The organism is Bordetella genomosp. 11, from assembly GCF_002261215.1.
Taxonomy (GTDB): Bacteria; Pseudomonadota; Gammaproteobacteria; order Burkholderiales; family Burkholderiaceae_B; genus Bordetella_C.
Window position 1 is genome coordinate 548263 of the sequence record NZ_NEVS01000004.1, and the last position, 15173, is coordinate 563435.

At 63.5% G+C, this 15173-nt stretch carries 12 protein-coding genes; all 12 read left to right on the forward strand.

Going from position 1 to position 15173, the window contains the following annotated elements; all coding sequences use genetic code 11:
- Positions 1 to 45 precede the first annotated feature (45 nt).
- The 12 genes from hisS to CAL28_RS10135 all read left to right on the forward strand — a co-directional run bounded on the left by hisS (position 46) and on the right by CAL28_RS10135 (position 15172).
- Positions 46 to 1314, forward strand: a complete 1269-nt coding sequence (gene hisS, locus CAL28_RS10080) for a histidine--tRNA ligase (RefSeq protein ID WP_094841259.1) — start codon at positions 46 to 48, stop codon at positions 1312 to 1314.
- Between the two features lie 51 nt (positions 1315 to 1365).
- Complete coding sequence (locus tag CAL28_RS10085) at positions 1366 to 2004, forward strand: YfgM family protein (RefSeq protein WP_094841260.1); 639 nt, start codon at positions 1366 to 1368, stop codon at positions 2002 to 2004.
- Between the two features lie 4 nt (positions 2005 to 2008).
- A complete protein-coding gene (gene bamB, locus CAL28_RS10090) occupies positions 2009 to 3166 on the forward strand; it encodes an outer membrane protein assembly factor BamB (protein WP_094841261.1) in 1158 nt (385 codons plus the stop codon).
- A 20-nt stretch (positions 3167 to 3186) separates the two neighbouring features.
- Positions 3187 to 4590 (forward strand): ribosome biogenesis GTPase Der, encoded by a 1404-nt coding sequence (gene der, locus CAL28_RS10095; protein ID WP_094841262.1) that lies wholly within the window; start codon positions 3187 to 3189, stop codon positions 4588 to 4590.
- A gap of 16 nt (positions 4591 to 4606) precedes the next feature.
- Positions 4607 to 5677 carry a histidinol-phosphate transaminase gene (hisC, locus tag CAL28_RS10100; RefSeq protein WP_094841263.1) on the forward strand — a complete coding sequence of 357 codons (1071 nt, stop codon included), beginning with the start codon at positions 4607 to 4609 and terminating at the stop codon, positions 5675 to 5677.
- Positions 5678 to 5802: 125 nt separating this feature from the next.
- Positions 5803 to 6039, forward strand: coding sequence for an RNA chaperone Hfq (gene hfq / locus CAL28_RS10105; RefSeq protein ID WP_066347256.1), 237 nt, complete (start codon positions 5803 to 5805; stop codon positions 6037 to 6039).
- A 246-nt stretch (positions 6040 to 6285) separates the two neighbouring features.
- Positions 6286 to 7392 (forward strand): GTPase HflX, encoded by a 1107-nt coding sequence (gene hflX, locus CAL28_RS10110; RefSeq protein ID WP_094841264.1) that lies wholly within the window; start codon positions 6286 to 6288, stop codon positions 7390 to 7392.
- On the forward strand, positions 7358 to 8653 hold the full coding sequence (gene hflK, locus CAL28_RS10115; RefSeq protein ID WP_094841265.1) for an FtsH protease activity modulator HflK: 1296 nt from the start codon (positions 7358 to 7360) through the stop codon (positions 8651 to 8653). The genes hflX and hflK overlap by 35 nt, the downstream gene beginning before the upstream one ends.
- Positions 8654 to 8670: 17 nt before the next feature.
- Positions 8671 to 9618 (forward strand): protease modulator HflC, encoded by a 948-nt coding sequence (hflC, locus tag CAL28_RS10120; RefSeq protein ID WP_094841266.1) that lies wholly within the window; start codon positions 8671 to 8673, stop codon positions 9616 to 9618.
- Between the two features lie 1062 nt (positions 9619 to 10680).
- Positions 10681 to 12384 carry a group II intron reverse transcriptase/maturase gene (gene ltrA / locus CAL28_RS10125; RefSeq protein ID WP_012248947.1) on the forward strand — a complete coding sequence of 568 codons (1704 nt, stop codon included), beginning with the start codon at positions 10681 to 10683 and terminating at the stop codon, positions 12382 to 12384.
- A 262-nt stretch (positions 12385 to 12646) separates the two neighbouring features.
- Positions 12647 to 13804, forward strand: coding sequence for an ATP phosphoribosyltransferase regulatory subunit (locus CAL28_RS10130; protein WP_094841267.1), 1158 nt, complete (start codon positions 12647 to 12649; stop codon positions 13802 to 13804).
- Between the two features lie 72 nt (positions 13805 to 13876).
- Positions 13877 to 15172, forward strand: a complete 1296-nt coding sequence (locus tag CAL28_RS10135) for an adenylosuccinate synthase (RefSeq protein ID WP_094841268.1) — start codon at positions 13877 to 13879, stop codon at positions 15170 to 15172.
- The last annotated feature ends 1 nt before the right edge of the window (position 15173 follow it).

Genomic DNA, 15173 nt, shown 5'->3' on the forward strand with positions numbered 1-15173 from the left:
ACGGCGCTCCCGCCGCGGCTGAAGCCACAGCGCGCGCATCACGACATGACGCAAGCTTTCCAGAAAGTCGCCGCGATCCGCGGCATGAACGACGTCCTGCCTGGCGCGGGCGCCCGGTGGGAACAGTTCGAGGAAATCGTCCGGGGCTGGCTGCGCGCCTATGGCTATCGCAATGTCCGCACGCCCGTGCTGGAACACACGCGGCTGTTCGCGCGCGGTATCGGCGAAGTCACCGACATCGTCGAAAAAGAGATGTACACCTTCACCGACGCGCTGAACGGCGATTCGCTGACCATGCGGCCGGAGATGACCGCCGGTATCGTGCGCGCGTCCATCGAACACAATCTTCTGTACGACCGTCCGCACCGTGTGTATTCGCTGGGTCCGGTCTTCCGCCACGAACGCCCGCAGCGCGGCCGCTATCGCCAGTTCCACCAGATCGATGTCGAGGCCCTGGGCTTCGCCGGTCCCGACGTCGATGCCGAGCTCATCGTCATGCTGGCGCGCCTGTGGAAGCTGCTGGGCCTGACCGATGTGCGCCTGGAGCTGAATTCCCTGGGCCAACCCGCCGAACGGGCCGCACACCGCGCGGCGCTGATCGAACACCTGGAAAAGCACCGCGACGTCCTGGACGAAGACGGCCAGCGCCGCATGTACAGCAACCCGCTGCGCGTGCTCGATACCAAGAATCCCGCCATGCAGGCCATGGCCGATAGCGCACCCCGCCTGTTCGATTTCCTGGGCGAAGAATCGCGCGCGCACTTCGACGGCGTGCGGCAGCGCCTGGACGATGCCGGCATCGCTTACCGGCTCAATCCCCGGCTGGTGCGCGGGCTGGATTACTACAACCTGACGGTTTTCGAATGGGTCACGGACCGCCTCGGCTCGCAGGGCACCGTGTGCGGCGGCGGGCGCTATGACGGCCTGATAGAACTGCTGGGCGGCAAGCCCGCGCCGGCGGTCGGTTTCGCCATCGGCATGGAGCGCCTGCTCGACCTGTGGGAACAGACCATCCCCGCGGAACCCGTGCCGGAATGCGACGTCTATCTCGTTCACCAGGGCGAGCAAGCGCAGCGCCTGGCGGCCAAAGTGGGCGAGCAACTGCGCGATGCCGGACTTTCCGTTATCGTCCACGCCGGCGCGGCCAGCTTCAAGTCGCAATTCAAGCGTGCCGACGCCAGTGGTGCCCGCGTTGCGGTTATCCTTGGCGCCGACGAAGTGGCGGCCGGTACGGCCGGCATCAAGCCCTTGCGCGGCGAAGAGGGGCAGCGCCAGGTGCCGCTCGCGGAACTCGCGCAGGCGTTGCTGGGATAAGCGGCGGCCCGCCTCGATTATGAAAACGGTGAATCGGCAGGACATGTAAGCATGGCATACGATCTCGAAGAACAGGAAAAACTCGACGCCTTGAAAGCCTGGTGGGCGCGCTACGGCCTGCTGGTCTCCATCGTCGTGGCGGTGGCAGCCATTTCCTATGGCGGCTGGATGGGTTGGCAGGCGTATCAGGCGCATGCCAGCCGCCAGGCCATGGGCTATTTCGAGGCGCTCGAGGACGCGGCGCGGCTCGGCGGTGCCGACGCCACCGCGCGCATCAAGGCCGCGGCCAGCACCTTGCGTGACGACTATCCGAATACCGGCTATGCCGGCCGCGGGGTTCTCGTGGCCGCCCAGGCCCTGCAGGCACAGAACGACCTGCAAGGCGCCCGCGAGCAGCTCGAATGGCTGGCGGCCCAGCGCAAGCAGGCGGCCCTGCAGCCCGTCGCGAAGCTGCGGCTGGCGGGCTTGCTGCTCGACCAGAAGCAATACGATGCGGCGCTGGCCCAGTTGCAGGACCCTCCGCCGGCGTTCGCCGCGCTGTACGCGGACCGCCGCGGCGATATCCTCGCCGCCCAGGGCAAGGTCCAGGAAGCGCGCGCCGCCTGGCAAAGCGCCATCGACGGCCTCGGTCCGGGCCATCCCCTGACCCCCGTCGTGCGATTGAAACTCGATGCCCTGAGCGGAGCCTGATTCGATGTTTACGTTTGCCTTCCGTCGTCCCGTCGTTCTCGCCGCCTGCGTCGCGGCCGTGCTCAGCCTGGGCGCGTGCTCGCTGTTCTCCAAGGACGACACCCGCTACGATCCGACGCCTCTCACCGATTACAAGCCCGGCATGTCCGTGCGCCAGGCCTGGTCGGTGTCCGTGGGCAGCGGGGGCGGCTACGGCTTCTATCCGACCGTGGTCGGCGAAGCCGTCTATGCCGCGGCGCCCAACGGCACGGTCGGCAAGTACGACCTGCTCAGCGGGCGTGCCCTCTGGCGCGCCGATGCCAAGACCGACCTGACCGCCGGCGCGGGCAGCGACGGCACGACGACCGTCGTGACGTCCCGTGCGGGCGATGTCATCGCCTTCGACGATACCGGCAAGCAGAAATGGAAAGTGCGCGCCACCAGCGAAGTGGACGAGCCGCCCCTGGTCAACAGCGGGCTGGTCGTGGTGCGCAGCGGCGACTATCGCATCAGCGCCTACGACGCCCGCAACGGCGAGCGGATGTGGAGCGTGCAGCGGCCCGGCCCGGCCCTGGCGCTGCGCACGAGCACCCAGATGATCATGGCGCAAGGCCTGGTGATCGCCGGCCTGGCGGGCGGCAAGATGATGGCCATCAGCGCCGATAGCGGCAACGTCCAGTGGGAAGGCACCGTGGCCACGCCCAAGGGCGGCAGCGATCTCGAGCGCCTGAACGACGTGGTGGGCGCGCCCCGCCTGATCGGCCCCCTGATGTGCGCGGTCGCCTACCAGGGCCGCATTGCCTGCTTCGACGTCTCGCAGGGCGGACGCACCGTCTGGGCCAAGGAGTTTTCCGGCGCCGTCGGCCTGGGTGCGGACGAGAGCGCTGTCTATGCGCCCGACTCGCACAGCATCGTCCACGCTTACAGCCTGCAGGACGGTACCGAGCTCTGGAAGCAGAGCGGCCTGCGCAATCGGCACCTGACCGCGCCCGTGTCCATCGGGCCGGCGATCGCCCTTGGCGATTATGATGGCTATGTGCATTTCCTCTCGCGCTCGGACGGCCATTTGCTCGCCCGGCTGTCCGTGGGCGGCGGCGCCGTACTTTCGCCCTTGCAGACTACATCCCAAGGTGTGCTGGTCCAGACCGGAAACGGTAACCTGGTCATGATCGGCGCCAACTGAACCCAAACAGCTTTCCATCCGTGTCCTTCAAGCCTGTCGTCGCTCTGGTCGGTCGTCCCAATGTCGGGAAGTCCACCCTTTTCAATCGCCTGACGCGTTCGCGCGCCGCCCTGGTCGCCGACTATTCGGGACTGACGCGCGATCGCCACTACGGCGAGGGCAGGGTGGGGGACTATCCCTTCATCGTCATCGACACGGGCGGGTTCGAGCCGGTCGCCAAGGATGGCATCCTGCGCGAGATGGCACGCCAGACCCGCCAGGCGATCGCCGAAGCCGACGTGGTCATTTTCCTTGTCGACGGCCGCGCGGGCGTCAACGGGCACGATCACGAGATTGCCGAACTGCTGCGCCGCTCCGGACAGCGGCGCATCCTGCTCGCGGTCAACAAGGCCGAAGGCATGGGCATGGCGGCCACGACCGACTTCCATGAGCTGGGCCTGGGCCAGCCGTGGCCGATTTCCGCGGCGCACGGCGATGGCATCGTGGACCTCATCGAACACGCCCTCGAGGGCCTCGTAGAGCCCGAACCGGAGCCGTCCGAGGACGAGCAGGCGGACATCGCCGATGGCGAAGACACGCCGCTGCCGGAGGGCCAGTTCAGCGCGCCCGCGGCCGATCACCGTATCAAACTGGCCATCGTCGGCCGCCCCAATGTCGGCAAGTCCACGCTTATCAACACGCTGCTAGGCGAGGAACGCGTCATTGCCTTCGATATGCCGGGCACGACGCGCGACGCCATCGAAATCGACTTCGACCGCGACGGCAAGCGCTACACGCTGATCGACACGGCGGGACTGCGCAAGCGCGGCAAGGTATTCGAGGCTGTCGAGAAGTTTTCGGTCATCAAGACCCTGCAGGCCATCGAGGCCAGCAACGTAGTGCTGCTGATGCTGGACGCGCAGACCGAGATTTCCGAACAGGACGCCCATATCGCGGGCTTCGTGCTGGAAACCGGGCGCGCGGTGGTGGTGGCCATCAATAAATGGGACGGCCTGGATGCCGAGCAGCGCGAGCGCATCCAGCGCGAGTTCGAACGCAAGCTGCGTTTCTTGTCCTTTGCGCGCATGCATACCATCTCGGCCCTGAAGGGCGCGGGTGTGAAGGCGCTGCTGAAGTCCGTCAATGCCGCCCATGCGGCGGCGTTCGCCAAGCTGTCCACCCCCAAGCTCACGCGCGAACTGCAGGCCGCCGTGGAGCAACAGCCGCCGCCTCGCAAGGGTATTTTCCGGCCCAAGATGCGCTACGCCCACCAGGGTGGCCAGAACCCGCCTTTGGTCGTCATCCACGGCAATGCGCTGGACGCCATTCCGGATGCCTACCGGCGTTACCTGGAAACGCGCTTCCGCAATGCCTTCGATCTGGCCGGCACGCCGCTGCGCATCGAATTCAAGTCTTCGCGCAATCCCTACGTGCAGGATAAATAGCAGCCAAGGATCCGCCATGAGCCGTTACTGGAGCCCCGTCGTCGCCGGGCTCAGCCCCTATGTTCCGGGCGAACAGCCCAAGCTCGCGAACCTCGTCAAGCTCAACACCAACGAGAATCCCTTCGGTCCGTCGCCCAAGGTGCTGGACGCCTTGCGCGCGGCCTGCGACGAGCGGCTGCGGCTTTATCCCGATCCCGGCTCGGATCGCCTGCGCAAGGCAATCGCTACCCATTACGGCGTGTCGTTGCCCCAGGTCTTCGTCGGCAACGGTTCGGACGAAGTGCTGGCCATTGCGTTCCAGGCCCTGTTGAACCACGACGCGCCGCTGCGCTTCCCGGACATCACCTACAGTTTTTATCCGGTGTATTGCGGCTTGTATGGCGTTCGCCACCAGGTCGTTCCGCTTGCCGAGGACTTCAGCATCGATGTGCGGGACTACCTACCCGCCGCGGGGCAGCCGGCGGGGCCGATCCTTTTTCCGAATCCGAATGCGCCGACCGGGCGTGCCCTGCCGCTTGCCGACATCGAACGCATTGTGGCCGGCAATCCCGATGCGGTTGTCGTGGTCGACGAGGCCTACGTGGACTTTGGCGCGGAATCCGCGGTGCCGCTGACCAATCGCTACGACAATGTGCTGGTGGTGCAAACCCTGTCCAAGTCGCGTTCCCTGGCGGGCCTGCGCGTGGGCTTCGCCATCGGCAGCCCGGCCCTGATCGAAGGGTTGGAGCGCGTCAAGAACAGCTTCAATTCCTATCCCATCGACCGACTGGCGGAAGTCGGTGCCACGGCCGCGATCGAAGATACCGAGTACTTCGAGTTCACCCGTTCGGCTGTCATCCATACGCGGGAGGCCCTGGCGGCGTCGCTGCGCGAGCTGGGCTTCGATGTCATCCCTTCGGCCGCCAATTTCGTGCTCGCCAGCCATCCCGCCCGGGACGCCGCGGCGCTGGCTGCTGCACTGCGGGAAAAGGGCATCATCGTGCGTCACTTCAGCCATCCGCGCATCGTCCGGTACTTGCGGATTTCGATTGGAACGACCCAGGAATGCGACGCCTTGGTGCACGCTTTGCGCACGATTCTGGTGTGAACTTTTAGTGTTATGTTGCGTCACATCATTCAGTGGCATCGCCCGGGAAAACCCTGTAGAGTAGCTAATTCGGCGTCTGCCACTATCAAAACAACACCCCAAAACAACACAATGGAGCCTGGCCAATGAGCAATAAAGGGCAAACTCTGCAAGATCCGTTCTTGAACACGCTGCGTAAGGATCACGTACCCGTGTCCATTTATCTCGTCAACGGCATCAAGCTTCAGGGGCAGATCGAATCCTTCGATCAATACGTCGTGCTGCTGCGCAATACCGTGACCCAGATGGTCTACAAGCATGCGATCTCGACTGTCGTTCCGGCCCGCGCGGTCAATTTCCAGGTGGAAATCCCTTCTGAATAAACGTTCGACCGACCGTCGCGCCGGCTCCACCAGCTGCTGCGCGCACGGTCTTTTACGCGGCCCTGCGCCGCTCGATGGCCGCCTTGCTTTTCGTGCCCGCCGCACTCATCGTGTCGGCGGGCATTTTCACTGTGCGCGTGTAGTTCATGCCGCCGTTTCACGCATCGCGTGCGCGATGACACCCGTGCTTTTCCAGATTCCCTTTTTTCGTGCCGTTCGTATCGCCCGCGCCGGCCAGGAGGCTGCATGCGTGCGTTGATCATCAGTGTCGACCTCGGCAATCCCGATTTCGAAGCCCATGCCCAGGAGTTCGCCATGCTGGCGCGCGGTGCGGGCGCGGAGATCGTCGATACCGTGCTGGCACGCCGGGACCGGCCGGACGCCAAGTACTTCATCGGTTCAGGCAAGGTCCAGGAAGCCGTCCTGGTCGCTCGCGCCCATGACGCCGACGTTGTCCTGTTCGACCAGCCTCTGTCGCCGGCCCAGCAGCGCAACCTGGAACGCGAATTCAACCTGCGCGTGGTCGATCGCGTTGCCTTGATCCTGGATATTTTCGCGCTGCGGGCCAAAAGCCATGAAGGCAAGCTGCAGGTCGAGCTGGCGCAGTTGCAGCACCTGACCACGCGGTTGACACGCCTGTGGAGTCACCTCGAACGCCAACGCGGCGGCATCGGCATGCGAGGCCCGGGTGAATCCCAGCTGGAAATGGATCGCCGCATGATCGGCGCCCGGGTCAAGGTGCTGCGCGAACGCCTGGACAAGGTCGAGCGCCAGCGTGTCACCCAGCGCCGTTCGCGGGCGCGGGGCGGGGCGTTGTCGGTTTCCCTGGTCGGCTACACGAACGCGGGAAAATCCAGCCTATTCAACGCCATGACCCGCGCCGGGGCGTATGCGGCGGACCAGCTCTTCGCCACCCTGGACACGACCACGCGCCGCATCTGGATCGAAGGCGCCGGCTCCATCGTCCTGTCCGATACGGTCGGTTTTATCCGCGACCTGCCGCCCACGCTGATCGCCGCCTTCCGGGCGACGCTCGAAGAAACCGTGCACGCCGATCTCCTGCTGCATGTCGTGGATGCCGCCAGCCCCCAGCGGGACGAACAGATCCACGAAGTCCAGAAAGTCCTTACCGAAATCGGCGCGGGCGATATCCCGGTCATCATGGTCCATAACAAGATCGATCTGCTGGGGTTGCCCCCCCGGGTCGAAGAGAACGCCCATGGTACGATTGCGCGGGTGTTTGTCAGCGCCGCCGAGCGCGCCGGTCTGGATGCGTTGCGCGCGGCAATTGCACAGGCTGGTCAGATTGCGGGAAATAATGCGTCCAATATCCAAACTGTTCAATCTGAATGACCCAGGCTGGGGCCGAGGTGGCCAGAATGGCTCCGAACCGCCCCGTCGTCCGCAAGGCAGTGGGGATGGTCCCCCCGACCTGGACGAAGTCTGGCGCGATTTCAACAATCGCATTGCCGCCCTGTTCGGCCGCAAGGGCAACCAGGGCGGCCGCCCCGGCGGTCCTGGCGGTGGCGGCGGCAACGGGCCGCGGAACGCGCGTATCGGCGCCGGCCTGATCGTCGTCGTCCTGGTGGCGCTGTGGCTGGCCAGCGGTTTCTATATCGTCCAGGAAGGCCAGGTGGCGGTCGTCACCCAGTTCGGCAAGTACTACAAGACCGCCCAGGCCGGTTTCCAATGGCGAATGCCGTATCCCATCCAGAACCAGGAAATCGTCAATATTTCCCAGCTGCGGACTTTCGAAGTCGGTTTCCGCGGCAGTTCGCGCAATAAGGTGCTGCCCGAAGCACTCATGCTGACCACGGACGAAAACATCGTCGATATGCAGTTCGTGGTGCAGTACCGCCTGCGCGCCGACGGCGCGCCCGATTACCTTTTCCGCACTCGCGATCCGGACGAATCCGTCCGCCAGGCCGCGGAAACGGCCATGCGCGAGATCGTGGGCAAGCAGCCCATGGATTACGTCCTTTACGAAGGCCGAACCAACGTCGCGACGCAGGTGCAGGCGCTCATGCAGCAGATCCTGGACCGCTACGACACCGGTATCCAGGTCAGCACTGTGGCGATCCAGAACGTGCAACCGCCTGAACAGGTGCAGGCCGCGTTCGACGACGCCGTCAAGGCGGGGCAGGACCGCGAACGCCAGATCAACGAAGGCGAGGCCTATGCCAACCAGGTCGTGCCGCTGGCCGCCGGGCAGGCATCGCGCATGATCCAGGAAGCCGAAGGCTACAAGGCCAAGGTCATCGGCGATGCGACGGGTAATACCTCGCGCTTCAACAGCATCGTCAGCGAATACCGCAAATCGCCTGCCGTCATGCGCGAGCGCATGTACCTGGAAACCATGGAGGAAATCTTCTCCCGCGCCAGCAAGGTCATGATCGATACCCGGGGCGGCAATAATGTCGTCTACCTCCCCATCGACAAGATCATCCAGCAGGCCGCGCAGGAGGCCGGCAAGCAGTCGCCCGCGTCCGGCTCCCTGAGCCTGCCCGGCGCCAGCCAGCCGACCATCCCGCCAACTCCACGTCCCGTCCCTGGGCAAACATCCGGCAACCCCGGCAGCGGCAACACGCTGTCCCGCGATCGCCTGTCGCGCTAACCGGAGGAGCCCTGAACATGCAACGTCTACTGCCCATACTGGTTGGCCTGCTTATCGTGCTGGCCGCGCTTTCATCCTGCGTTTTCATCGTCCGCGAACGCGACTATGCACTGGTGTTCTCGCTGGGCGAGGTCCGCAAGGTCATCAGCGAGCCCGGCCTTTATTTCAAGGCGCCGCCGCCGTTCCAGAACGTCGTCACGCTGGACAAGCGCATCCTGACCATCGAGTCGACCGACGCCGAACGTATCCAGACGGCGGAAAAGAAAAACCTGCTGATCGACTCGTACGTGAAGTGGCGCATCGCCGATCCGCGCCTGTACTACATCACCTTCGGCGGCAACGAACGTGCTGCCCAGGAACGCCTGCAGGCACAGATCCGCGATGCCCTGAACGCGGCCGTCAACGTCCGTACGGTCAAGGACGTGGTCTCGGCCGAACGTGAAAAGGTCATGGCGGAAATCCTCTCCAACGTCGCCAAGCGGGCTTCCCCTCTGGGTGTGCAGATCGTCGACGTCCGGCTGCGCCGGATCGAATTCGCGCCGGAGATCTCCGAGTCCGTCTATCGCCGCATGGAAGCCGAACGCAAGCGCGTGGCCAACGAGCTGCGTTCGATCGGCGCGGCCGAAGGTGAAAAGATCCGCGCGGAAGCCGACCGGCGCCGCGAGGAAATCCTGGCCGATGCCTATGCGAAATCGCAGGCCATCATGGGCGAGGGCGACGCCAGGGCCAGCAGCATCTATGCCGATTCGTATGGCAAGGATCCGGTCTTCTACACCTTCTACAAGAGCCTGGAAGCCTACCGCTCGTCGTTCTCGAAGCTGGGCGACCTGCTGGTGGTGGATCCCAGTTCGGAGTTCTTCCAGTTCTTCAAGTCCTCGGTAGGGGTGCCCGGCGCGCCCAGCGGCACCCTGGGCGGTATCCCGGGCAGCACCACGCCGGGGACCCTGCCGGACGCCAAAAAGTAGGGGATAGCGGGGTGGCGGCACGGGCTGGCGGGATCGCCCGAACCATGTACAATACCCCGTAAGGTGCGACACGAATCGCTCGTGTCCCAGGTTGATGCCCTGGTAAATCAGCATCGCCCTTGGAGGTCGTCGGGCCTCTTTAAATAAATCGGCACCTTTTGCAGCCCTTGTGGCTGCCCTAGAGAGACGCAGCGTAAGCTGCTGAGTAGTAAAGAAACAGGGCTCGGCTCCAAAGTAGTATCGGCCCTGGGTGAAAGACACACGGAAACCTCGGTTTCCCATGCTTTTCACTATGGAGTTTTCTCATCACAACGAGCGAAATGCTCTCGATTGCCTTGTCACACGCACTTTCGTGGTGTCGCTGTGACCCGTCATACGACTGACGGTAGCCTACAGTGGCGGGCAGGATCGGTAACGGCCCTGTCTGAAGCCCACTCGACAATGTACTCCTGTGTACTCCAACAGTATCCACTGCCGTGAGGCTGGGGATGGATTCTGCCAGCAGCCAGGGCGGATGAGAGGCTAGGCTAGTCCCGCATGGGCAACGGAATGTGAACCATCGTCTGAACCCCCGTGATTATTGAACGGCCAAAGCTGCTTTTGGGCCGTAGCCAAAAGGCATCGTAGCTGGTTGGCCGCGTCTTACGTGCGGTCACGTCGTCATCCAAAGCTACCGGGGGAGAGATGGGTCCTAAACGGGCAGGCGCAACGCTGGTATTGGGTTGCGCCGGTAATCGAGGGAACGTGGTAAACCCCACTCGCCGCCCCAATCGCTCAGGCGACGAAGGCAGGAAAGCCGCAAGGCAATCTGTTGGCGGAGGGGGTAGAGGATCGTGGAGAAAGCGAAGGCCCGCCTGTAATGGGCGGGATAGGGGTTCGAACTTTGCCCCGGCCGAAAGGCAGCAGACTTCCACGTGGTGCAACCGTCGCTGACGGCTGTATCAGTCCAGGTAGCGAGCCATGGTTTTTCATGTCTCGTGTTTTTCTACAGGCCCGAAGGGACTCACCATCCCTTCGGGGAGCCGTGCGTCCTCTTAGGGTCTTACTACCCCGAGGTTCAGCATGGAAGAAACTGTTAATCCCAGTTCTGCGTCCTCGCGCGTCCCGGATAGCTGGCCGACCATAGACTGGCGGCGAGTCGTGCGGAATGTGAGGGCTATGCAGATACGTATAGCGAAGGCTACGCAGGCGGGCGATTGGCGTAGGGTGAAAGCCCTGCAAAGATCGCTGGTCCGCTCGTTTTCCGCCAAAGCATCGGCGGTCAGGCGAGTGACAGAGAACCAAGGCAAACGGACGGCAGGTGTCGACCGTGTGCTGTGGGACTCGCCCGAGAGCAAGTGGGAGGCAATCGGAAGGTTGCGGCAACCGGGATATCGGCCTCTGCCTTTACGGAGGGTCTATATCCCCAAATCCAATGGCAAGGAGCGCCCTCTGGGCATTCCTACCATGCGGGACCGCGCCATGCAGGCTTTGTATCTGCTGGCACTGGAACCGGTATCGGAATCGACGAGCGATCCGAACTCGTATGGGTTCAGAAAAGGACGTTCGACGGCCGATGCGATGGCTCAGATATTCGTCACATTGTCCGGCAGGGCTTCGGCCCAATGGATACTGGAAGCGGATATCAAGGGTTGTTTCGACTGGATCAACCATGAGTGGCTGCTCGCCAACGTCCCTATGGACCGGCGAGTGTTGCGCAAGTGGTTGAAGGCCGGCGTGATTCACAAAGGCCAGTTGCAGCCTACTACTGCTGGTACGCCACAGGGAGGGATTATTTCCCCTACCTTGGCGAATGTGACGCTCAATAAGCTGGAAACGGACTTGGCAGAGTACCTGGGTACGAAGCTGGGTTGGACTAAGGCCAAACGGTTGAAAGTCCATGTGGTCCGATACGCGGATGACTTCATTGTTACCGGTGCATCGAAAGACGTGCTGGATACTGAAGTCAGGCCTTGGATAGAACGCTTTCTTGCGGTTCGAGGATTGCAACTGTCCACGGAAAAGACGCGCATCATCCACATCGATGAAGGTTTTGATTTCCTCGGGTGGAATTTCAGGAAGTACTCTGGAAAGTTGCTCATCAAGCCGAGTCAGAAGAACGTCAAGGCGTTCTATGGCAAGGTCAGGGAAATCATCGGAGAAAACTTGTCGGCTAGACAGGTCGATCTGATCGCGTTGCTTAATCCAGTATTGCGGGGCTGGTCGCAGTATCACAGCCCCGTTGTGTCGAAGGCGACGTTCAACAAACTAGACGCGCTGATTCGTTGGCGGCTAGTGCGTTGGGCAAAGCGGCGGCATCCCAAGAAGACCACTTTTTGGTCGCTCAAGCAGTATTGGCGAACAGTAGGAGATCGGAGGGGGATGTTCGCAGCACCCGCAGTAGGCAAGGATGGTCAAAGGCAGATGCGCATGCTGTATCGGCTGGTTGATACGGCAATCGTGCGGCATAAGAAAATCAAAGGGGCGTACAACCCCTTTGATCCAAGTTGGGAAGCCTATGGTGAGGCCCTGCAATCGGAACGCTTGTTGCAAAACATGGCGTACCGCAAGCAGTGGGCGACGCTTTGGGTGGATCAGCAAGGACGCTGCGCTTTGTGCGGATGCCCGATGGACATGGAAACAGGGTGGCACGATCATCACCTGGTGTACAAGGTGCATGGCGGGTCGGATGCCCTGTCCAACCGTGTTCTGTTACATCCCGTATGTCACACCCGAGTTCACACGCTTGGGCTATCTGTTGTGAAGCCGGTCCGGAAACGGGCTTAGATGATCCAAACGAGCAAACAGGTTATACTTACCTGTAAGCTAAAGGGTCGCGCGTTGCGCTTGAGCCGTGTGCTGGGAAACTAGCACGCACGGTTCTTAGGGGGGGATGGGCCAGCAATGGCCTGTCCCTACCCGACCTTTAAAACATTCCGCAGCGGCTGAGCGGGCTTACGCCCCTCAGCCGCTTTTTCGTTTGTTTGTCGTTCGGGTATCGTCTGGCGCGGCCCGCGTCTTTCTTTCTAGGCATGATCAGGTAACTAACATGGGCAACTGGTTGCTCCCCGAGCGCCTGGCGGACATTCTGCCCGCCGAGGCCCGGCGCATCGAGGAACTGCGTCGCAAACTGCTCGATCTCTACCGTACCTACGGTTTCGAGCTGGTCGCGCCGCCCCTGGTGGAGTACATCGACTCCCTGCTGTCCGGTACGGGCACCGACCTGGACTTGCGCACCAGCAAGCTGGTCGACCAGCTTTCGGGACGGATGCTGGGTGTGCGCGCGGACATGACGCCGCAGGTTTCGCGCATCGATGCGCACCTGCTGAACCGTGCGGGGGTGACCCGCCTGTGCTATTGCGGCACGGTGCTGCATGCCCGTCCGACGGATCTGCTCTCCAACCGCGAATTGCTGCAGATCGGCGCCGAAATCTACGGCCATGCGGGCGTGGAAGCGGACATCGAAATCCTGCGGCTGGTGCTCGATACCGTCACTATCGCCGGCGTGCATCAGCCGCGGCTGGATCTCTGCCACCCGGGCGTAGTGCGCGCCATCATTGACGCGGACCCGGCGGCCAAGGCCCATGGCGAGCAGATCCACGCGCTGCTGCGTGACAAGGACGTCCCGGGCCTGCTGGATCTGGGCCGCAGTCCGGACGGCCCCAGCGCGCAGACCACGCAGACGCTGCGCACGCTGGCCGGCCTCTATGGCGACATCGGCACGCTGGCCCGCGCCCGCGCCGAACTCCCGCCGCTGCCCGGCATTGCGCAGGCGCTGGAAGCGCTGGAAGCACTGGTGCGGGCGCTGCCGGAACTGCGCGTCAGCATCGATCTGGCCGATGTGCGCGGCTACGGCTATCACTCCGGCGTGACTTTTTCGCTGTACGCCGAAGGCTGGCACGACGCCCTGGTCAGCGGCGGCCGCTACGACGATGTCAGCCGCGTCTTCGGGCGTGCCCGCCCGGCGACCGGTTTCAGCCTGGACCTGCGCAAACTGGCCGCCGGCCTGCCGCCGGCGGAACGTTCGAGCGCCGTGCGCGCGCCCTGGGGCCAGGACGCCGGCCTGGTGGCCGCGGTCCGCGGCTTGCGTCAGTCCGGCGAGATCGTCGTGCAGGTGCTTCCGGGCCACGAGCACGATCAGGACGAATTCATCTGCGACCGTGAGCTCACGCTCCAGAACGGCGCATGGCAGGTTCGCAACCTTTGACTCATCCCCTCTTTCAAGAGGGTCCCGACGGAATCCGCGGTTTCCCGCGAAACTCGATATTCAATCTCGATCATGAGCAAGAACGTAGTCATTATCGGCACCCAGTGGGGTGACGAAGGCAAAGGAAAAATCGTCGACTGGCTGGCGGAGTCCGTCCACGGCGTCGTGCGTTTCCAGGGTGGCCACAATGCCGGCCACACGTTGTGGATCAACGGCAAGAAAACCATCCTGCGCCTTATCCCGTCGGGCATCATGCACCCGGGGGTCACCTGCTACATCGGCAACGGCGTCGTGCTGTCCCCGGAAGCGCTGCTCAAGGAAATCGAAGAGCTCGAAGCGGCCGGCCTGGATGTGCGCTCGCGCCTGCAGATCTCCGAAATCTGCCCGCTGATCCTTCCGTACCACGTCGCCGTGGACCAGGCTCGCGAAAAGCGCAAGGGCGAAGGCAAGATCGGCACGACCGGCCGCGGCATCGGTCCCGCGTACGAAGACAAGATCGCCCGCCGCGCCCTGCGCGTGCAGGATCTGTTCGACGCCGACCTGTTCGACCAGAAGCTGGCCGAAGTGCTGGATTACCACAACTTCGTGCTCACCCAGTACCTGGGCGCGGAGCCGGTCTCCGCCAACCAGGTGCGCGACCAGGCCATGGCGTTGGCGCCGGCCATCGCCCCCATGGTGCGCGACGTATCGAGCAATCTGTTCGCCGCGCAGAAAGCCGGACAACGCCTGTTGTTCGAAGGCGCCCAGGGCGCGCTGCTGGATGTCGATCATGGCACCTATCCGTACGTCACCAGCAGCAACTGCGTTGCCGGCGCGGCGGCGGCGGGCGCGGGTGTCGGTCCGCAGTCGCTGGATTACGTCCTCGGTATCACGAAGGCATACACCACGCGCGTCGGCTCCGGCCCGTTCCCCACCGAACTGCTGGACGAAATCGGCGCGCGGCTGGCGAACATCGGCAAGGAGTTCGGCTCCGTGACCGGACGCCCGCGCCGCTGCGGCTGGTTCGACGGCGCTGCCCTTAAGCGTTCCGTGCGCCTGAACGGCATCACCGGCCTGTGCATCACCAAGCTCGACGTGCTGGATGGACTCGAAACCATCCGCCTGGGCGTGGGTTATCGGGTCAATGGCGAATTCCGCGACGTGTTGCCCTATGGCGCCGTGGAAGTCGCCAAGGCCGAAGCGGTGTTCGAGGAATTGCCCGGCTGGTCCGAATCCACCGTGGGCATTACCGAATACGAAAAGCTGCCGGCTGCCGCCCGCGCCTACCTGGAGCGCGTGGCGCAAGTATGCGAGGTGCCGATCGACCTGGTGTCCACCGGTCCCGATCGTGCCGAAACCATCGTCCTGCGTCATCCGCTGAAGGGGTAGG